This is a genomic window from Thauera chlorobenzoica, assembly GCF_001922305.1.
Taxonomy (GTDB): Bacteria; Pseudomonadota; Gammaproteobacteria; order Burkholderiales; family Rhodocyclaceae; genus Thauera; species Thauera chlorobenzoica.
In genome coordinates this window covers 3,413,498-3,432,083 of record NZ_CP018839.1, presented here as the reverse complement: position 1 = coordinate 3,432,083, position 18,586 = coordinate 3,413,498, and the positions used below count along the sequence as shown (strand labels likewise).

The 18,586-nt window shown below is 67.5% G+C and carries 21 protein-coding genes; 4 read left to right on the top strand and 17 right to left on the bottom strand.

From position 1 onward, the window contains the following. Position 1: 1 nt before the first annotated feature. The 4 genes from Tchl_RS16010 to Tchl_RS16000 all read right to left on the bottom strand — a co-directional run bounded on the left by Tchl_RS16010 (position 2) and on the right by Tchl_RS16000 (position 2,589). Positions 2 to 457, bottom strand: coding sequence for a hypothetical protein (locus tag Tchl_RS16010; RefSeq protein WP_075149240.1), 456 nt, complete (start codon positions 455 to 457; stop codon positions 2 to 4). A gap of 95 nt (positions 458 to 552) precedes the next feature. Then, on the bottom strand, positions 553 to 825 hold the full coding sequence (locus Tchl_RS17850) for a hypothetical protein (protein WP_146060744.1): 273 nt from the start codon (positions 823 to 825) through the stop codon (positions 553 to 555). Between the two features lie 15 nt (positions 826 to 840). Beyond that, positions 841 to 1,068: a hypothetical protein gene (locus Tchl_RS17845; protein ID WP_146060745.1), complete on the bottom strand. Its 228-nt coding sequence runs from the start codon at positions 1,066 to 1,068 to the stop codon at positions 841 to 843. 435 nt (positions 1,069 to 1,503) lie between these two features. Further along, positions 1,504 to 2,589: an IS5 family transposase gene (locus tag Tchl_RS16000; RefSeq protein ID WP_075149238.1), complete on the bottom strand. Its 1,086-nt coding sequence runs from the start codon at positions 2,587 to 2,589 to the stop codon at positions 1,504 to 1,506. A 616-nt stretch (positions 2,590 to 3,205) separates the two neighbouring features. Here Tchl_RS16000 and Tchl_RS15995 point away from each other — a divergent pair. The 4 genes from Tchl_RS15995 to Tchl_RS15980 all read left to right on the top strand — a co-directional run bounded on the left by Tchl_RS15995 (position 3,206) and on the right by Tchl_RS15980 (position 7,526). After that, positions 3,206 to 4,486, top strand: a complete 1,281-nt coding sequence (locus tag Tchl_RS15995) for a hypothetical protein (protein WP_146060794.1) — start codon at positions 3,206 to 3,208, stop codon at positions 4,484 to 4,486. Continuing rightward, the gene (locus Tchl_RS15990; protein ID WP_075149236.1) at positions 4,483 to 5,844 is read left to right on the top strand and encodes a hypothetical protein; all 1,362 of its coding nucleotides are present in this window, start codon (positions 4,483 to 4,485) and stop codon (positions 5,842 to 5,844) included. Before Tchl_RS15995 ends, Tchl_RS15990 begins: the two co-directional genes overlap by 4 nt. Positions 5,845 to 6,054: 210 nt before the next feature. Then, the gene (locus Tchl_RS15985) at positions 6,055 to 6,630 is read left to right on the top strand and encodes a methylated-DNA--[protein]-cysteine S-methyltransferase (protein ID WP_083945262.1); all 576 of its coding nucleotides are present in this window, start codon (positions 6,055 to 6,057) and stop codon (positions 6,628 to 6,630) included. 2 nt (positions 6,631 to 6,632) lie between these two features. Then, positions 6,633 to 7,526 (top strand): DNA-3-methyladenine glycosylase 2, encoded by an 894-nt coding sequence (locus tag Tchl_RS15980; RefSeq protein ID WP_075149235.1) that lies wholly within the window; start codon positions 6,633 to 6,635, stop codon positions 7,524 to 7,526. Positions 7,527 to 7,566: 40 nt separating this feature from the next. Here Tchl_RS15980 and Tchl_RS15975 read toward each other — a convergent pair whose 3' ends face one another. The 13 genes from Tchl_RS15975 to tal all read right to left on the bottom strand — a co-directional run bounded on the left by Tchl_RS15975 (position 7,567) and on the right by tal (position 18,507). Continuing rightward, positions 7,567 to 8,022 carry a DUF411 domain-containing protein gene (locus Tchl_RS15975; RefSeq protein ID WP_075149234.1) on the bottom strand — a complete coding sequence of 152 codons (456 nt, stop codon included), beginning with the start codon at positions 8,020 to 8,022 and terminating at the stop codon, positions 7,567 to 7,569. 80 nt (positions 8,023 to 8,102) lie between these two features. Then, positions 8,103 to 8,681: a LysE family translocator gene (locus Tchl_RS15970; RefSeq protein WP_198158968.1), complete on the bottom strand. Its 579-nt coding sequence runs from the start codon at positions 8,679 to 8,681 to the stop codon at positions 8,103 to 8,105. A 139-nt stretch (positions 8,682 to 8,820) separates the two neighbouring features. Further along, positions 8,821 to 9,948 (bottom strand): aminotransferase class V-fold PLP-dependent enzyme, encoded by a 1,128-nt coding sequence (locus Tchl_RS15965; RefSeq protein WP_075149232.1) that lies wholly within the window; start codon positions 9,946 to 9,948, stop codon positions 8,821 to 8,823. Positions 9,949 to 10,158: 210 nt separating this feature from the next. Beyond that, positions 10,159 to 10,593, bottom strand: a complete 435-nt coding sequence (locus Tchl_RS15960; protein ID WP_075149231.1) for a DUF1841 family protein — start codon at positions 10,591 to 10,593, stop codon at positions 10,159 to 10,161. A 121-nt stretch (positions 10,594 to 10,714) separates the two neighbouring features. Beyond that, positions 10,715 to 11,347 (bottom strand): endonuclease III, encoded by a 633-nt coding sequence (gene nth / locus Tchl_RS15955; RefSeq protein ID WP_075149230.1) that lies wholly within the window; start codon positions 11,345 to 11,347, stop codon positions 10,715 to 10,717. A gap of 14 nt (positions 11,348 to 11,361) precedes the next feature. Continuing rightward, on the bottom strand, positions 11,362 to 12,069 hold the full coding sequence (locus Tchl_RS15950; protein ID WP_075149229.1) for an electron transport complex subunit E: 708 nt from the start codon (positions 12,067 to 12,069) through the stop codon (positions 11,362 to 11,364). After that, the gene (locus tag Tchl_RS15945; protein ID WP_075149228.1) at positions 12,069 to 12,740 is read right to left on the bottom strand and encodes an RnfABCDGE type electron transport complex subunit G; all 672 of its coding nucleotides are present in this window, start codon (positions 12,738 to 12,740) and stop codon (positions 12,069 to 12,071) included. Before Tchl_RS15945 ends, Tchl_RS15950 begins: the two co-directional genes overlap by 1 nt. Beyond that, positions 12,737 to 13,756 (bottom strand): RnfABCDGE type electron transport complex subunit D, encoded by a 1,020-nt coding sequence (locus Tchl_RS15940; RefSeq protein WP_075149227.1) that lies wholly within the window; start codon positions 13,754 to 13,756, stop codon positions 12,737 to 12,739. The genes Tchl_RS15945 and Tchl_RS15940 overlap by 4 nt, the downstream gene beginning before the upstream one ends. A gap of 7 nt (positions 13,757 to 13,763) precedes the next feature. Continuing rightward, positions 13,764 to 15,494 carry an electron transport complex subunit RsxC gene (gene rsxC / locus Tchl_RS15935; protein WP_075149226.1) on the bottom strand — a complete coding sequence of 577 codons (1,731 nt, stop codon included), beginning with the start codon at positions 15,492 to 15,494 and terminating at the stop codon, positions 13,764 to 13,766. Beyond that, positions 15,491 to 16,042 carry an electron transport complex subunit RsxB gene (gene rsxB, locus Tchl_RS15930; protein WP_075149225.1) on the bottom strand — a complete coding sequence of 184 codons (552 nt, stop codon included), beginning with the start codon at positions 16,040 to 16,042 and terminating at the stop codon, positions 15,491 to 15,493. The genes rsxC and rsxB overlap by 4 nt, the downstream gene beginning before the upstream one ends. 112 nt (positions 16,043 to 16,154) lie before the next feature. Beyond that, positions 16,155 to 16,739 (bottom strand): electron transport complex subunit RsxA, encoded by a 585-nt coding sequence (gene rsxA / locus Tchl_RS15925; protein ID WP_075149224.1) that lies wholly within the window; start codon positions 16,737 to 16,739, stop codon positions 16,155 to 16,157. A 117-nt stretch (positions 16,740 to 16,856) separates the two neighbouring features. Then, a complete protein-coding gene (locus Tchl_RS15920; protein WP_075149223.1) occupies positions 16,857 to 17,405 on the bottom strand; it encodes an NUDIX hydrolase in 549 nt (182 codons plus the stop codon). A gap of 25 nt (positions 17,406 to 17,430) precedes the next feature. Further along, positions 17,431 to 18,507 carry a transaldolase gene (tal, locus tag Tchl_RS15915; protein ID WP_075149222.1) on the bottom strand — a complete coding sequence of 359 codons (1,077 nt, stop codon included), beginning with the start codon at positions 18,505 to 18,507 and terminating at the stop codon, positions 17,431 to 17,433. Positions 18,508 to 18,586: the final 79 nt, after the last annotated feature.

Here is an 18,586-nt window from a genome sequence, read left to right as displayed (position 1 = left end):
CTCAAAACCTTGACGTGTGGTATGCAAAATCACGAACCTTGCCTTGGTCATCAAATTTGACAATCACAGTCATGGTTCGCTGGCTCGTTGATGATGCTCCGGCTGACGAAGTGCCGCTGCCTCCAAGCCCACCCACCGCAGCTCCACCGAAACCAAGAATCAGCGCGCTGACTCCACCACTGCTGGATGAGTAGACTCTGTCGGTAGCTATCTTGTCATAAATCCAAACCTCCCTTCGCTGATCGTCCGTGGAGACGATGTTCGGCGATCCGAGGACCTGAGCAACATCGGCGCCGCTCATTCCGACCCTTATCTCACGTTGAACTTTCCCAACGGTTAGCCGATCGCTTGAGTCGTCTTGAACCTGTGCACGGTGATATGCAGCTGGCTGGCAAGCACTCAGAGAGGCTATTAAAACCACTGCAAGCGGATAGTATTTGATTGGAGCCTTGGACATTCCAGCACCTCGTTTCAAGTAATTTTCGAGTCTCTTTCAATAAAACCGCACGGCGAACTTTGCCGCCCATCGGTTTGACGTAGGTGGCGGTACGCTCATTGATGATCTCGTGGATCACCGCGCAGGGCTATTTCTTGATTTGCGATTCCCTTGGCGCAGGCCGCACTCGTGCCGACGTAGACATGCTCGGCCTGGTCGAACTTGCCGCTGTATACATGCAAGTCTTTAGCAGCTGCTTGCAGAGTGGTGTGATCGAGAGCCTGCGTGATGAACAGCAGACGCCAGTCATCCATGTCATGCGCGGCGATGAGGTGACCGTGTTCCCACTTGGCCCAGCTTTCGTTGGGGCGTACATACGACACCAACATCGTATCGACCTTTACTTACACAAGCTCGGCGTCGTAGCCGACTCGACCTCCCTCAACTACGCCGCCCATGTTCGTGGCAGCCTGCTGGCGGTCCCCACTCGCCGGCCAGGCTACGTCATGACCGGTGTGCTCAATCCCTGAATCGATCACTTTCTTCCCGTGGTTGGGCACGGCCCTGGCGAACTGCCCAAGTGGCTGCAAGGCCAGCATGGTAGTGTAGTGGGCTTCGATCAGATGGCTCATCGGGCGTACGGTCGCGATCAGGATCCGGGCGTTTGGGCTCTGGCAACGACGTAAGCTGTCGAGTCAATTTCTGCTGTCGAGAACGCGCAGTCACCTCCAGGCACTGACATGACACCGTCTAGGCCATGGTCTGGGAAACGGGCCTGCGAAACTGACTCGCTTGCGCACGCTCGTGCGCAGCCAAGCCATAAGCCGAGTTCCCTTGATATCTTTACCCTCTAGCAGGGTGTTGAAAATCTCGGGTTCACCTTCGGTTTCCAGTCCCCGGGGAAAAATCGACTTTGAAAATCGCCCGCTTTCCCCGTGATCATGCCGATTCAAGCTGACTTTTCCGTCGATTGTGCTACCGCAAATCAGCAGCGCTCCTGTCGCCGCAAAGACATGGTTTTTCGACTACAACGTTTCCCATCCGCAGGGCGCCAGGGCGCCCGCGAATTACGGCGCCAGCAGATTGCCCAATCTCGTCAGGTTATAAGCCGAGAAATTGAGCAACGCATGCGCACGGATTCGATCCAGCCCACGCGCCATCGCATGGCGCAGCGTGCCGATATCCTTCGCCCAGCCAAAGGCCTCTTCGATCATCTTGCGTCGGCGCAGGCTGACCGCGTAACCGGGGGACGACTTCACCTCATTGGGCACGGCGCTGCCCTTGACCTTGGCCGCGACATGCGGGGCAATGCCCAGCGGCTCGAGCGCGGCGATGAACTCGGCGGTGTCGTACCCCCGGTCGGCCGCCAGCGTCGGCTTGTGCGCCGAATTGCCGGGCTTGATGCTGCGCCTGGCCATCACCAACGCCGCCTCACGCTCAGCGGTTCCGGTGGCGGTCGTAGTGTGGACATCGACGATCAGACCGTGACGATTCTCGGCCAACGCATGCGTGGTGTAGCTCAGGTACGCCACGCCGCCGCCCTTGCTGGCGAGCAAGGCCTGCGGGTCGGTGCGCGAGACGTGCGTCTTGTTCGAGCGCTTCTTGCCGCGAAAGTCCACCTCGGGGTTGCGTCCCTGATCCGGTCCGGGCGGCTCGTCGGAGCCGTCCCGGGCCATCATGCTCTTGTGCGAGGCCCACGCCCGCAACAGCGAGCCGTCGACACTGAAATGCTCGTCCGACACCAGCTCGGCCCATTCGGCGATCGCCACCACGCCACCGAAGAACTCGCGCGTCACGCTCTCCTTGAGGAGCCGCTCGCGATTGGCGCTGAACGTCGAGTGATCCCAGACCGGCTCGTCCAGCGTCATGCCGACGAACCACCGGAACATCATGTTGAAATCGATATGCTCGACCAGCGCACGCTCCGAGCGAATCGAAAACAGACATTGCAACAGCGACGCCCGCAACAAGCGTTCCGGTGCAATCGACGGGCGGCCGCCATCGGCATACAACGCATCGAATTGCGGCGACATCGTGCGCAGAACCATATCGGCCAGCGTTTTGATCCGGCGCAACGGATGATCCCGGTCAATGCGGTCTTCGATATTGACGTAGCTGAACAGGGCGTTCTGTTTATGGTCGATGCCGCGCATGAGAATAATCAGTTTCTTAATGCAGATGTAATTATATCAGCCTCACAACCCGCATGGATGCTGGAAAACCTATTAAATCAACATCCTGCTAGCCGGTTCTTCAGAAAGTAACATAGTGGCAACAGTTAATGCTAGCTTTCATGCAGTCCAAGTATGCAGGCGCTGTTCGTCGAAGGTCTCCATGACGACGAATGGCTTCCCCTCCAATCACGTTGGAAACGCTCGGGCGGTACCTCATGGTGCCCGGCTTCCCAACTTGTAGCGTCTGTTTCCGAGCTCTCGGATTATGCTAGAGTCGTGGATCACTTGCGGCACCACCTGCCAGCTCCATGCCCGCTCATGCCAAGGATTCACGCACTGCTGCACTCCCCAAACCGGGTAACTTGCTACTTCCTTACGAGACACAGAAGGGTAACCGGTATGCGTTACTGGCCATCGTGCGGAACCGAACCTGGTGCAACGGAGTGGTGGGCGATCTGCTTCGGCCGCCGGCGCAAGGGTCGTAAGTATTTCAGCGTGCTTTCGCTGCCATCGCGACGTCAAACAGTCCGGAACGTTGATGAGTTGCGGTCATGACGAAGGATCCGCCCCCCTCCCCCTTCCGTCCGAGCCTCCCATGCCCGATGAGCACCTCCCCACATCCCTGCCCGTTGCTCCACGAACCGACACGCGGCTCCTTGCGCTCCTGCTCGCCTTGACCGTCGGCGGCTTTGGCTTGGGCTGGCTCCACCTGGAGCGCCAGAACGAACAGTTGCGTCAGTTTGAAGCGCAACAGCTGCGCGCCGCAGAGACGAACAAGGCCCAGTTCGAAGCCCTCGGAACCACCGTGCGCGACCTGGGCGCCGGCATCGAGCAGCAAGGCACACTCGTGGAGCGCGTCATCGGTACTGTCGTGCCGATCAAGCTCCCCGAGGGGGCCGAGCAGGCGCTTGCTCGCATCGAGGCGGCACTGGTCCAGCACGACGTGTTGATCGCCTCGCCGGAGGAAACGGCGTCGCTCACCGCTGCGCTGGCTGCGCTCGTCGAGGGCCTGCCGGTGTGGGTGCAGTCGGAGCTGTTTCCACGAATCCTTCCCGCGCGCTGGCAACTCGATGCCCTTCGCCTGCTGCAACGAACGACGCCCGAGAAGGACCTCGACGCGTTGCAGGACCTGATCGAGGAACTCGCCGAACATGCACTGAATCGCCCCCAGGGTGCGCCCGATGCACTCGGGGCGCGCCTGCTCGAGCGCACCGATAAACTTGCTCGAGAAGTCGAGCAGGCCCGCGAGGCACAGGCTGCCGAAGAGGCCAAAGAAGCACTGCGGCAGCGCCTCGCTACGCAGATCGCGGCGCTCGAACAGGACGCGAGCCTCTTCGAGCGGCTCGCGGATCCGGAACTGAAGGCCCGGCTGGGGAGCGTGATCCACACCGCAACCCTGGATCTGCGCATCGCTGCGCACGCGCACCCACTCGACGATGCCGCGCTCGCTCAACGCGTCGAGGCGTTGGCCGCCGCCGCTGCCGAACGGGTCGAGCGCGTTCGCGCCGACGCGGCGCGTGAGCAGCAGGCCTCATCACGCAAATATCAGCTGTGGGCGCTGGAGCAGATCAACAGCGTTGCGAAACGGAAGGCGATCGAGGAGACGAAGCTCGCGGAGATTGACAGCCGCGTCGATCGCAACAACCCACTCGGTGCGGAACGACAGGACGCGATCGAGCGGGCCGAGGACGAACTCATCCGCGCCCTCATCGAACGCCTGGCGGTCATCGACACGCGCCTGCTGGATGACGCGGTCGGCGAGTGGCACCGCCGGGTTTTCAGCGACCGATTCGGGAGCCTGGATGAAACCCGTCAGGCCGAGGTCGTCCAAGGTTTCGCGAACGCCACCAAGCGCACGCCGGAGGACCTGCCATGAAATCCTCGCTGCTCATGGTGCTCGCGGCGACCACCTTCCCCGCCGTCGCAGCCGCCCAGGGCGCCACGCTCCCGATCGAGGCCGGACCCGCCAACTACCAGGCCATTCGGATCTGGCACGAGCAACACCTAGCCAGTTCGCCAAGTCGTGCGGCGAGAGTCGACGCCCTGCGTACGATCGTCCGCTCCGGAAGACTCGGCGAGCGCGGCCTGCGCCGCATCTTCAACAACTTCGCAGGCCGGATGGCGATCGACCCGTCGATTCCCGGCGTCGAGAAAATCGCCCGCCTGCTGGCCTCCTCGAACCGCGCGCAAGTGAAGGGGCACACGCGGGAATTGCTCTACGCGATCCGGCTCGACAACGACGGTCGCAACCAGCTCGTGGAAATGAGCCGCAAGCTCGACCGCCCATGGGGCAAGACCGACGCCGATATCGTCATCCGGAATCGTCGTACCGGCCTGTATGGCCGGATCGAGGTGAAGGACTACTCGCTGCGCTCGCAGATCACCAACGAGGCCAAGCTCAAGATCCAGATGGACAAGATGGCCCGTGAAGGCAGGCTCACCGGCCAGCCCCAGTTCTGGATCAACCGCCACGGCATCACGCCGCAGCTTCGGAGCCATGCGATGCGCGCCGGCGTGGTCACGATGGAGCGCGTCGCCACCGGCCGCCGGCTTCCCCCGAACGTCCAATCCTTCGATTCCGCCCTCGCGCGCATGGACGCGCAGTTTGGGCGTCTCGCGCGTGACCGGGCGATCGCCGGCGGCTCAATGATCGGGATCGGCATGGCCCTGCTGACCCACACCTTGCCCGAGGCCCGGGACGCCCTGGATGCGGTCTCGGTCCCCGGGCCAGCCTCGACCGACGCGCGCCTGCGACTGGCGAGCAGCAGCAGCTACAGCCTGGGTGCGGCGGGCCTGGCGGCCTCCGGCAGCGCGCTCACGTTCGCGCCACGCTTCGGCGAGTTGGCACAAAACCGGCTTTTCGGCTTCGCGAAAGTCGGTGGGCTGGCAGCCGTGGCGGCACTCGGCGCGGGCGTGGCGATTGATGTACAGCGCTATCGAAGCGGGGCGCTGTCTTCCGAGCGGCTTTGGCAAAGCGCCCTTAAAGCGTCCGTCCAGTTCGCCGGTGCTGCTGCGGGCGGATGGCTCGGCGGTAGCCTTGCCGGGCTCGCGACAGCCAATCCGTTGGCGGTAGCGGCCGGCGGGGTCGCCGGCAGCACGGTGGGCGCAGCGGCTGTTCAGCTCGCCGACGGTACACTCACCCACTGGGGGATGGAAAACCAAAGAGCACGTCTCGACCAAGCCTTCGGTGATGCCGTCAACCGCCGGTACGCCATTCCGGAGACGTCCTCTTGATCTCGAGTCGTATTTCTACAAGGTGGAACGGGTCCGAACCACCACATGCTGTTCCGCAGGTTGCACAACGCGCGCCCTGCCGGCATTTGAGCGGTTTCGCCGAGGCGAAGGCGGCCGGGGTAATTCCGAAACACGCCGCAGAGCGCCGGTCGGGCCGCAAGGCGCTGATTGCCCTCACCGCCCCGATTGCAGCAAGGAGATCCGCCAACCATGGCCGCTGATACCGAACATCGCGCCGCCGCCACGCCGGGGGGGCGTGCAAGCCGCTACCGCAGCGGCAGCGCCAGGAGCGAGATCCGCTTCGCCGTCGGCCAGTGCGCGCTCGGTGCCATCCTGGTTGCCGCCAGCGCGCAGGGCGTGTGCGCGATCCTGCTCGGCGACGACCCTGACGTGCTGATGTGCGAGCTGCAGGACCGCTTCCCGCGCGCGCCCCTGATCGGTGGTGACGTGGAGTTCGCGCAGTTAGTGACGAAGGTGGCCGGTTTCGTCGAGACGCCGCGACTCGGCCTCGAGCTGCCGCTCGACCTCCGCGGTACCGCTTTCCAGCAGCGCGTGTGGCAGGCGCTGCGGCAGATCCCTCCTGGCACGAGCTTGAGCTACCGCGAGCTGGCCGCGCGTATCGGCGCGCCGACGGCGGTGCGTGCGGTGGCCGCGGCCTGCGCGGCGAACGCGATCGCGGTCGCGATTCCCTGCCACCGGGTCGTGCGCAGCGACGGCGGCCTTGCCGGCTACCGCTGGGGCGTCGAGCGCAAGCGCGCGCTGCTCGAGCGCGAAGCGAAGGGCTGAGCATGGCGTTGCGCTGCGAGATCGCGCTGCCGCGGGACTTTCACCCCGCCGACGTGCTCGCCTTCCACCGCCGCGATCCGCAGCAACTGGCTGAGCGCGTCGAAGCCGGCCTGCTGCGCAAGGGCATCGCCTGGGAAGGGCGGCCCGCCTGCCTGACGATTCGTTTCGAGGCGCAGCGGGCAGAGCTCGTGCTCGCCATTGACGGCCTGCCGACGCCGACGCTTGCGACAGCGGTGCTGGAGCGGCTTGCCCGGCGCATGCTCGGGCTGATGCAGCCGGTCGCCGAGTTCGAACATACCCATGCCCGTCATCCGCAGCTCGGCCCCTTGATCGCGCGCAACCGCGGCCTGCGCGTGCCGCTTGCGCCGACGCCGTTCGAGGCCTTGAGCTGGGCGATCACCGGCCAGCAGATCAGCCTCAGTGCGGCGGTGTCGCTGCGTCGCCGCCTGATCGCGGCTGCGGGCCTGCGCCATTCGGGTGGACTCGCCTGCTATCCCGACGCCCGCAGCCTGCTGCGGCTGGGCGAGGAGACGCTGCGCGCCGCCGGTTTTTCGCGGGCCAAGGGGCAGGCGCTGCGTGCGCTGGCCGACGCCGTGATGCAGGGGCGGCTGCCGCTCGAGCGCTGGGTGGAAGACCCGCCGGCGGACGAGATCCGTACCGAGTTGCTGCGCCTGCGCGGCATCGGGCCATGGACGGTCGATTACGCGCTGCTGCGCGGTTTCGGCTGGGTCGACGGCTCGCTGCACGGCGATGCCGCGGTGCGCCGTGGTCTGCAGGCGCTGCTCGGCACGGCGGAGCGCCCGAGCGCGGATCAGACCCGGTGCTGGCTTGCGCCTTTCAGCCCGTGGCGGGCGCTGGTCGCCGCCCACCTGTGGACGCTGGCGGCGCCCGCCTGAGCGCCGCCGGGCGGGCCGCTGCCGGGCAGGCCGGATCCGGTCAGTGGCTGGCGAAAACCGCGCTCTTGCCCTCGGCGTCGAAGCTGACGACATCGTAGCGGTCGGCCGGGTAGGGGCCTTCCATGCCGGGCGAGCCCTGCGGCATGCCGGGTGCGGAGAGGCCGGCGATTGCGGGCTTCTCGGTGAGCATGCGCCTGACGTCGGCGGCCGGGACGTGGCCTTCGATGACGTAGCCGCCGACCTTCGCCGTGTGACAGGAACCGAGCGCCTGCGGCACGCCGGCGGTGCGCTTGACCTCGCCCATCTGCGGGGTGGCGATCTCCTTCACGCTGAAGCCGTGGGCGCGCATGTGCTCGGCCCACTTGCCGCAGCAGCCGCAGTTCGGATCCTTGTACATGGTGACTGCGTCGCCGGCAGCGAAGGCCGGGGCGATGCCGGCGAGGGCGAACAGGGCGGTGGCGAGCAGGCGGCGCGAGCGGATGAGCGGGGGGGACATGGTGCGTTCTCCTGGGAAACGGGATACGGGGCGTTCGCCTCTGTGCGTGCGGGGGAGGGCAGGGTGGTTGCGGCGCGGCATCAGCCTGATCGTTGCATGGACAGCGTGTACATTCCAGCCCCGACCAGGCAGCCGGCGCCGCTGCGGTTGCAGAACCGGCGAACGTCCGGTCGGGCCAGGCGGCTGCGGAAGCGGGCCGCGGTGATGGCGTAGCCGAGCAGGACGCTAAAGGCGATGGCCGTGAACGTCGTGCCGAGCAGCAGCATCTGCGGCAGGGCAGGGTCGGCCGGGCGGATGAACTGGGGCAGGAAGGCGGCGTAAAAGGCCAGCCCCTTCGGGTGCAGCACATTCACCGTGAAGGCCCGGAGGATGATCCGGGCCGGGCGCGTCTCCTGATTGCCGGTGCCCGCTTCGGGGGGCACCGGCGCACGCCACAGGGTAATGCCGAGATAAATCAGATACGCCGCCCCGAGCCATTTCAGCACCAGGAACCATTCGGCCGACGTCGCCAGCACTGCACCGAGGCCGAGGAAAGTGAGGGACATCGCCACGATGTCGCCGAGGCAGACGCCAAGGATGCTGAACAGGGCGTTGCGCAGCCCTGCCGACAGGGCATGGCCGGTGACCAGGAGCACGGTCGGGCCGGGAATCAGGATCACGGCGAAGGCCGCTGCAGCGAAGCCGGGCAGAAGTTGTAGCGAATCCATGGTGTGGGGCCTGGAGGGCGCAAGTCCGGAAGAGGGGGCGGGGGGGCCGCGGCCCCGGGCGGGGTGCTGCGCCCGCCCGCCGGAAGGCGGCTTACAGTACCTGGTCGAGCGCCTTTTCCAGCGTCGCCACGCAGCGGTCGACGTTGTGCAGCTTGTCGAGGCCGAACAGGCCGAGGCGGAAAGTCTTGAACTCGGCCGGTTCGTCGCACTGCAGCGGTACGCCGGCGGCAATCTGCAGCCCGGCGGCGGCGAACTTGGCGCCGCTCTTGATGGCGTCGTCGTCGGTGTAGCTGACCACCACCCCGGGGGCCTGGAAACCGTCGGCGGCGACGCTGCGGATGCCGCGCGCTTCGAGGGCAGCACGCACGCGGGCGCCGAGTTCGAGCTGCTCGGCCTTGACCTTGTCGAAGCCGTAGGCTTCGGTCTCACGCATCACCTCGTACAGCTTGACCAGGCCGTCGGTCGGCATCGTGGCGTGGTAGGCATGGGCGCCGCCTTCGTAGGCTTCCATGATCTGCAGCCACTTTTTCAGGTCGCAGGCGAAGCTGGTGCTGGTGGTGGCGTCCAGGCGTGCGCGCGCGACCGCACTCAGCATCACCATCGCGCAGCACGGCGAGGCGGTCCAGCCCTTCTGCGGGGCGCTGATGAGGACGTCGACGCCGGTCGCTTCCATGTCGACCCAGATCGTGCCGGAGGCGATGCAGTCGAGCACGAACAGGCCGCCCACTTCATGCACCGCGTCGGCCACCGCGCGCAGGTAGGCGTCGGGCAGGATCATGCCGGAGGAGGTCTCGACGTGGGGGGCGAACACGAGGTCGGGTTTGTGCTCGCGGATCGCGGCGACGACTTCGTCGATCGGTGCCGGGGCGAACGGCGCCTGCGGGCCGGCGGCGAGCGGACGGGCCTTCAACACGACCGAGGCGGCGGGGATGTTGCCGGCCTCGAAGATCTGGGTCCAGCGGTAGCTGAACCAGCCGTTGCGGATCACCAGGGTGTTCTTGCCGGTGGCGAACTGGCGCGCCACCGCTTCCATGCCGAAGGTGCCGCTGCCGGGCACGATCGCCACCGCCTGGGCGTGGTAGACCTTTTTCAGCAGCGCCGACAGGCCGCGCATGACGCCCTGGAAGCTCTTCGACATGTGGTTCAGCGAACGGTCGGTATAGACAACGGAATATTCGAGCAGGCCATCGGGATCGACATCGGGCAGCAGTCCGGGCATGGAAACCTCCAGAAAAAATGGACGTGATGGGCGCGCGGTGCAGGCCGGCCATTGCTTGCGGCCAGGCTTCGCGCGGCGCATTGGCGCAAAAGCATCATTCTATCGGCTCGCGCCCGCCTGTGCGCACCTGCTCGAGGTGCCCCGGAAGGGCGCGGCGGACGGCAGACGCGACCGCCGGACGGGGGCGGGGCGGCGCCGGGTGCGGTGCGCTCAGCCGGGTACGCCCGCCTTCTTGCGCAGGCAGCGGACGTAGGCGGCGCCGTCGGGCGGGGTGCCATTGCGCTGGGCGGTGAACAGCATCTCGCCGAGGCATTCGAGGGCGTCGTGGACGGCGTCGTGGCGTTCGCCGCGACGGCTGCAGGCGGCATCGAAGGCGGCGCGGATGCCGGGGGGCTGGTCGATCGACAGCTGTTCCTCGATCGCCAGGTGCAGCGACAGGTGGAGGAAGGGGTTGACCTGGCCGGCCTCGGGCGGAAAGTCGCGGTCGATCGACTCCGGGTCCTCGACCACGGCGTGGTATTCGGGGTGCAGGGTGAGGATGTCGGCCGCGATCGTTTCCATCGGCGTCAGCACTTCCTTGCTGCGGTACTTGCGCCAGGTGTCGATGAAGAAACTGCGCACCTGGTCACGGCTGGGGTTGAACATCGCATAACCTCGTTGTTGTGCGCCCGTGCGGGAGGCGGGGCAGGGTGGGAAGAGGGGCGCAACCCCGTGGGGGCCGCAACCCGATAAGGGCCGCAACCCCATGGGAGCAGCCTCTCCCGGGTCAATCGGTCTTGTCGCGGAACAGGCACAGGTCGCGCACGCGGCAGGCGCCGCAGCGGGGCTTGCGCGCGGTGCACACGTAGCGCCCGTGCAGGATCAGCCAGTGGTGGGCATCGAGCAGGTAGTCCTTGGGGATGCGCCGCATCAGCGCCTGCTCGACTTCGAGCACATCCTTGCCGGGGGCCAGGCCGCTGCGGTTGGCGAGGCGGAAGATGTGGGTGTCGACCGCCATCACCGGCTGGCGGAACACGGTGTTGAGCACCACGTTGGCGGTCTTGCGCCCGACCCCGGGCAGGGCTTCGAGCGCGTTGCGCTCGGCGGGCACTTCGCCGCCGTGGCGTTCGAGCAGCTGGCGCGACAGGGCCAGGGTGTGCTTCGCCTTGGTGCGGAACAGGCCGATGGTCTTGATGTATCCGGCGATGCCTTCCTCGCCCAGCGAGACCATCGCTTCGGGGGTCGGGGCGGCGGCGAACAGCTTGCGGGTGGCGAGGTTGACGCTGCGGTCGGTGGCCTGCGCCGAGAGCACGACCGCGACCAGCAGCTGGTAGGGCGAAGCGTATTCGAGCTCGGTCCGCGGGTTCGGGTCGGCGTCGTGGAGGCGGCGGAAGAATTCGCGGATCGCCTCGCGCTTCATCGTCGGCATCGGGCTCAGCCGGCGGCGGCCGATCCGCTTTCGGCTTCGTGCACGGCGGCCGCGGGCGGCGGCATCCGCCGGGCCCGGGCCGCGAGGCGGACGTTGAGCGCATTGAATACGGCGATCAGCACGCCGAGGGCGAAGAAGGCGCCGGGCGGCAGGATCGCGATCAGGAAGCCGGGGTAGTCGTCGCCGAACACCGACAGCGCCGAGGCCCCGGGCAGGATCATGTCGATGCCGGAAAACAGCGTGCCGGCGCCGAGCAGCTCGCGCAGCCCGCCCAGCACCGCCAGTACCCACACCAGGCCGAGGCCCATCATCAGGCCGTCGACGGTGGAGGTGAGCGGATCGTTCTTGGCCGCATAGGCTTCGACGCGGGCGAGCACGATGCAGTTGGTGACGATCAGCGGAATGAAGATGCCGAGCACCAGATAGAGGTCGTGCAGCCAGGCGTTGAAGGCGAGATCGACGACGGTGACCAGCGCGGCGATGATCAGGATGAACACCGGAATGCGGATCTCGTAGGGAATGAGGTTGCGCAGCGCCGACACTGCGAGGTTGGCCAGCGCCATGACGAGGATGGTGGCGAGGCCGAGGCTCACCGCGTTGACCATCGTCGTGCTCACCGCGAGGATCGGGCACAGGCCGAGCAGCTGGGCAAGGCCGGGGTTCTGCTTCCACAGCCCGTTCCAGGCGAGGTCGCGGAATTCGGTGGGGGTCATCACGGGGCTCCGAGCAGGCTGCCGGCAGGTGCGGCGAAGAAGGCGTCCAGGTGCTCGACGGCGAACGCGGTGCTGCGGCCGACGGCGCCGACCACCGCGCGTGCGCTGATGGTGGCGCCGCTGCGGTAGCCGAAGCTGCCGCCGTCCTTGCGTACTTTCCACGCCGCGGTGTCCACATCCTTCCAGCTGGCGACGGCGAACTGGCCGATCCACGGCATGTCCTTGCGGCGGTCCTTCTTCGGGTCGATGTAGTCGCCCAGGCCGGGGGTTTCCTTGTGCTCGGTGACGCGTACCCCGGACAGCCGGCCGTCGACGGCGACCGCCACCACCAGGGCGATGCGCCCGGCGTAGCCGTCGCTGGCGGCGGCCTCGATCACCAGCGCCACCGGCTGGCCAGCCTTGCGCGCGCGCCAGGCGCGGCCGCCGCCGTCCATGCCGATCGCGGGTGCCGGGCCGAAGCGCACGAGGTCGTCGAGCAGGGCGTTGTCGTAGCTGTCGGGGGGGAGCACCTCGTTGATCAGGCGCAGCTGGGCATCCTGCTTCGCGGTTTCGATCGCCGGCCGGGTGAGGCCGTAGGTCGCTGACATCAACGCGGTAAACACCAGGGTGAAGACCACCATGATCGCCGCGGTGCGCAGCGCGGTGCGGGGGGCGGAATAGCGCATGCTCATCGGCCGTCGCCTCCGGGGGTCCCGTTGCGGTGGCCGAAGACCGGGGGCTGGGTCTTCATGTCGAGCAGCGGCACGCACATGTTCATCAGCAGCACGGCGAAGGCGATCCCCTCGGGGTAGGCGCCGAAGTTGCGGATGAGCCAGGCGATCAGCGCGATGCCGGCAGCGAACAGGAGCTTGCCGCGTGGGGTGGTGGCACCCGAGACCGGGTCGGTGACGATGAAGAAGGCGGCAAGCATCGCGCCGCCGCTGGCGAGATGGAACAGCGGCGAGGCGAACTGCGCCGGATCGAGCAGCCAGAACAGCGCCGAGACCCCGCCGAGGGTGGCGATGAAGGCCGCCGGCATGTGCCAGGTGATGATCCGCGTGGCGAGCAGGAAGAGCCCGCCGAGGATGTAGCCGAGCGCGATCCATTCCCAGCCGCGGCCGCCGAGCAGGCCGAAGGCCGAGCCCTCGCGCACGGCATCGACCGATCCGACGCCGGTGCGCAGGCCGGTGCGCAGGGCATCGAGGGCGGTGGCGCCGGTGATGCCGTCGAGCTCGCGGGCGCCGCCCAGGATCAGCGCGAGCTGGGTGTCGAAGGGCAACTGCCCGGCCGGCGGCCACTGCGACATCAGCGCCGGAAAGGCGACGATCATCGTGCAGTAGGCGACCATTGCCGGGTTGAACGGATTCTGGCCGAGACCGCCGTAGAGGTGCTTGACGGCGACGATGGCGACCAGCACGGCGGTGACGGTGAGCCACCACGGCACGATCGGCGGGAAGCATAGCGTCACCAGCCAGGCGGTGACGACGGCCGACAGGTCGGTGACGGCGATGCCGACCGGGCGGCGGCGCAGGCGCAGCATCAGGGCTTCGGCGAGCACCGCGGTGACGGTGGCGAGGGCGAGGTTGATCAGCACGCCGGCGCCAACTTGCCACACGTAGGCGGCGATTCCGGGCAGCAGCGCGATCAGCACCAGGCCCATCGTGCGCTGCACGCTGACCGGTTTGCGGACGTAGGGTGAATGGATCATGGCGGGGTCAGTGGCGGGGCTCGGAGCCGTCGTCGGGCGTGCCCGGGGGCGGCGCGTCGGCGGCCGACAGTTCGGGCGCGCGGCGGTGGTCGATCGCATGCACCGCCTCCAGCACCTTGCGGCGGGCTTCGATGTCGGCGATCTCGGCCTGTTTCTCGGGGCTCAGGTTGTCGGTGTTGCGCGGCCGGGTTTCGGCCTTTTGCGCCTGGGCGCGGGCGAGCGCGGCGGCGATCAGGGCTTTCTTCGGGTCTTCCTCGGCGGTATCGGCCGCGGCAGGCGGTGCCGTGTTTTCGCTGTCGAGCCGGGCGTGGGTCTCGGCGGCCTTGGCCGCGAGCCGGGCGGCTTTTTCGGCTTTTTCGCGCTCCTGGCGGAAGTTGCGGAACTCGAAACGCTCGCGGGCCTGGTCGGCAGCGGCCTTTTCGCGTTCGCGCGCCCAGATCTCGCTCTTGGAAAAGCGGAAGTAGTCCACCAGCGGGATGTGGGCCGGGCATACGTAGGCGCAGCAGCCGCATTCGATGCAGTCGAAGAGGTGGTACTCCTGCGCCTTGCCGAAGTTCTTCGAGCGGCCGAACCAGTACAGCTCGAGCGGCTGCAGTTCGGCCGGGCAGGCGCGGGCGCATTCGCCGCAGCGGATGCAGGGCTGCTCGGCCGGGGCGGGCGGGAACAGGGTCGGCGAGGCCGAGATGAGGCAGTTGCTGCCCTTGACGATGGGCACGTCCAGGCGCGGCAGGGCGAAGCCCATCATCGGTCCGCCCATCAGGGTGCGGTCGGTGTCGGCCTTCGGCTGGGCGAGCGCGAGCAGGTCTGCGACCGGAGTGCCGATCAGCACTTCCCAGTTGCCGGTGCGGGCGACGTTGCCGGTGAGTGTGACGACGCGGCTCAGCAGCGGCTCGCCGTGGACGATGGCGCGATACACCGCGTGCGCGGTGCCGACGTTGAAGCACTGCACGCCGTAGTCGCCGCCGAGCTTGCCGTAGGGGATTTCGACCCCGGTGAGGACGCGGATGAGCTGCTTTTCGCCGCCCGCGGGGTAGAGCGCCGGCACCGGCACGATGCGTATATCGCCGGCCGCTGCCGCTGCCGCTGCCTCGCGCATTGCCGCGATCGCCTCGGGCTTGTTGTCCTCGATGCCGACGACCAGTTCGCGCGCGCCGATCAGCTCGCGCAGGATCGCCGCGCCGGCGAGGATGTCGGCGGCACGCTCGCGCATCAGGCGGTCGTCGCAGGTGATCCAGGGCTCGCACTCGGCGCCGTTGAGGATCAGGGTCTCGATGCCGGCGCCCTTGCCGAGCTTGACGTGGCTGGGGAAGGTCGCGCCGCCAAGGCCGACGATGCCGCAATCGCGCAGCCAGGCGAGCGCCTGTTCGCGGCTGGCGGCGTGGTAATCGAACGGGGCGTGCTCGATCCAGCGCTCTTCGCCGTCGGGGGCGATGACCACGCAGGGAGTGTCGAGCCCGGAAACATGGGCCATCGGATAGTGCCCCAGGTCCACCACCGTGCCCGAAGTGGGGGCATGGACCGCGGTGCCGAGGAAGCCTTCGGGCGCGCCGATGCGCTCGCCCTTGAGCACGCGCTGGCCCACTTCGACGATGCAGTTCGCGCTCGCACGCGTGCTTTGGCGCAGCGGCACGATCAGGCGCGGGGGCAGGGGGGCGCGGCCGATGGGGGCGCCGGCCGACTCGTTCTTGTGGGCATCGGGCTTGATGCCGCCGCGAAACTTGAACAGGCGCCCGATCATGCCGCCTTCCTGATTTCGATCACCGGGTATTTCCATTTCCAGGTCTGCACGGTCTCGGTCACCGCCACCATCGCGATGCAGTCGACCGGGCAGGGGGCGAGGCACAGCTCGCAGCCGGTGCACAGCGGTTCGACCACGGTGTGCATCTGCTTGGCGGCGCCGACGATGGCATCGACCGGGCAGGCCTGGATGCACAGCGTGCAGCCGATGCATACCTGTTCGTCGATGACCGCCACCGCCTTGGGTTTTTCCACCCCGTGCTCTTCGGACAGGGGCTTGAATTCGCGCCCGAGCAGGTCGGCGAGCTTGCGGACCCCTTCCTCGCCCCCGGGCGGGCACTGGTTGATGTCGGCTTCGCCGTTGGCGATGGCTTCGGCATAGGGCTTGCAGCCGGGGTAGCCGCACTGGCCGCACTGGGTCTGCGGCAGGATGGCGTCGATCTTCTCGACCAGCGGGTCGCCTTCGACCTTGAAGCGGATCGCGGCATAGCCCAGGGTCGCGCCGAGCACGAGGGCGATGCCGGTCATCACGAGCAGTGCGGTCAACATGGGGGAGTCTTGTCGTGTCCGGGTTGGTGGGCGAGGGCGGGCTTGTGCGCCATGCTGCTGACTGGTGCGTCGTCGTCCTGATCCGTGCTGCACCCGCGCAGGGGCCGGCGCTTCACTGGAAGCGGTCCAGTCCGGCAAAGCCCATGAACGCGAGGCTCATGAAGCCGGCGGTGATCATGGCGATCGCCGTGCCTTTGAACGGCACAGGAATATCGGCGCCTTCGAGGCGCTCGCGGATGCCGGCGAACAGCACCAGCGCGAGGGTGAAGCCGAGCGAGGAGCCGAAGCCGAACAGCAGCGACTCGAGCAGGTCGTGCTTCATGCCGACGTTGAGCAGCGGCACGCCGAGCACCGCGCAGTTGGTGGTGATCAGCGGCAGGTAGATGCCCAGCACCTGGTGCAGCAGCGGGCTGGTCTTCTGGATCACCAGCTCGGTGAGCTGGACGATCGCCGCGATCACGACGATGAAGGACAGGGTGCGCAGGTAGGCGAGATCGAGCGGCTGCAGCAGGTAATGGTCGATCAGGTAGCTGGTGCCCGCCCCCAGGGTGAGCACGAAGGTGGTGGCCGCGCCCATGCCGATCGCGGTCTCGAGCTTTTTCGACACGCCCATGAAGGGGCACAGCCCGAGGATGCGGACGAGGACGACGTTGTTCACCAGAACGGCGCCGACGACGACGAAGATGTAGCTGGTCATGATCCGCGAGCAGTTGATAATCGCCGGATTATCGCCCGCCGGAGGCGGCGTACTCAACCCTGGCGCATTTATAAGCTTATGCCATGGCGACGTCCGGCGGCGGTCCGGGGGTGGGGTTCAGCGCCAGTCGGGCGGCGGCGGGCCGAGGCTGGCGGTGTGCACCGTCCACCGGCCGCTGCGCCGGTCCTCGAAGAAGTGGCGCAGGCTCATCAGGATCGAGCGGAAGGCGATCTGCTGCCACGGGATGTCCTCTTCGCGGAACAGCGCGACCTCGAGCGACTCTTCGCCGGGGCGGAAGTCGAGGTCGAGCAGGCGGGCGCGATAGACGATGTGGACCTGGCTGATGTGCGGCACGTCGATCAGGGTATACAGCTCGCCGACTTCGATGCGGGCGCAGGCTTCTTCGAGGGTTTCGCGGGCCGCGGCCTGGGCGGTGGTTTCCTCGTTTTCCATGAACCCGGCGGGCAGGGTCCACATGCCGTGGCGCGGTTCGATTGCACGCCGGCACAGCAGCACGCGGTCTTCCCACTCCGGCAGGGCGCCGACGACGATCTTCGGGTTCTGATAGTGGATCGTCCCGCACTGTTCGCACACGTGGCGCGGCAGGGTGTCGCCGGGCGGGATGCGGAAGGCGACTCCGGCGCCGCAGTTCGAACAGAATTTCATCGCGAGGCGTCCCCCCGGGCGGGCGTCAGGCGGCCAGTTCGAGCAGCGCGGCGAACGCCTGCTCGAACTGGGCGAGGCCCTCGCGCTGGAGGCGCTCGCCGGCGGCGTCGAGGTCGATGCCGAGGGCGCGCAGGGCGGCGTAGTGCGCGCTTGCAGCGCCTGTTTCGGCCTCCAGCGTGGCGGCGATGCGGCCGTGGTCGCGCAGCGCGGCGAGGGTGGTGTCGGGCAAGGTGTTGACCGTTTCCGCGCCGATCAGCGGCTCGACGTAGAGCAGGTCGCTGTAAGCCGGGTTCTTGGTGCCGGTGCTCGCCCACAGCAGATATTGCGGGCGGGCGCCGGCGGCGCGCAGCGCTTCGAAGCCGGCGCCGTGGAAGCGCTCGCGGTAGCGCTGGTAGGCGAGCCGGGCCATCGCCACTGCGGTGCGGCCGCGCAGCGCCAGCGCCTCGCCGCCGGTTTCCTCGAGCTGCTTGTCGATCAGGGTGTCGACCCGCGACAGGAACAGGCTCGCCACCGACATCAGCGGGGCGAGCTCGCCGCCGGCGCGGCGCAGGCGTTCGAGACCGCGGACATAGGCTTCGGCGACCGCGTCGACGTGGGCGAGGGAGAACATCAGGGTGACGTTGACACCGACTCCGGCGCCGATCAGGCGCTCGACCACTTCCACCCCGGCAGCGGTGGCGGGCACCTTGATCAGCAGGTTGGGGCGGTCGACGGTGGCGCTCAGGCGCAGCCCGGCGGCGACGGTGGCGTCGGCGTCGTGCGCGAGCGCGGGGGCGACTTCGAGGCTGACGTAGCCGGCATCGCCGTGGCTGTCTTCGTGCAGCGGCAGCAGCAGGTCGCAGGCGCGGCGCACGTCGGGGATCACCAGCGCCTCGTAGCGCCCTTCGGCGTCCATCGGCTGCTGGCGCAGGGCGTCGAGATCGTCCTCGTAATAGCGGCCGTCGGCGATCGCCTTGTGGAAGATCGCAGGGTTGGTGGTGACGCCGGCGATGCCGTCTTCGGCGATCAGACGGGCGAGATGGCCGTCGTTGAGCAGGGTGCGGGAGAGGTTGTCGAGCCAGAGCTGCTGGCCGTGCTGGCGTACCTGGAGCAACGGATTCATCGATTTACCTGGGTGAGCATGGACAGGCCGGGACGCTGCTGCGGCTGCGGCGCAAACCGGAAGGCCGATTGTGCCCTGA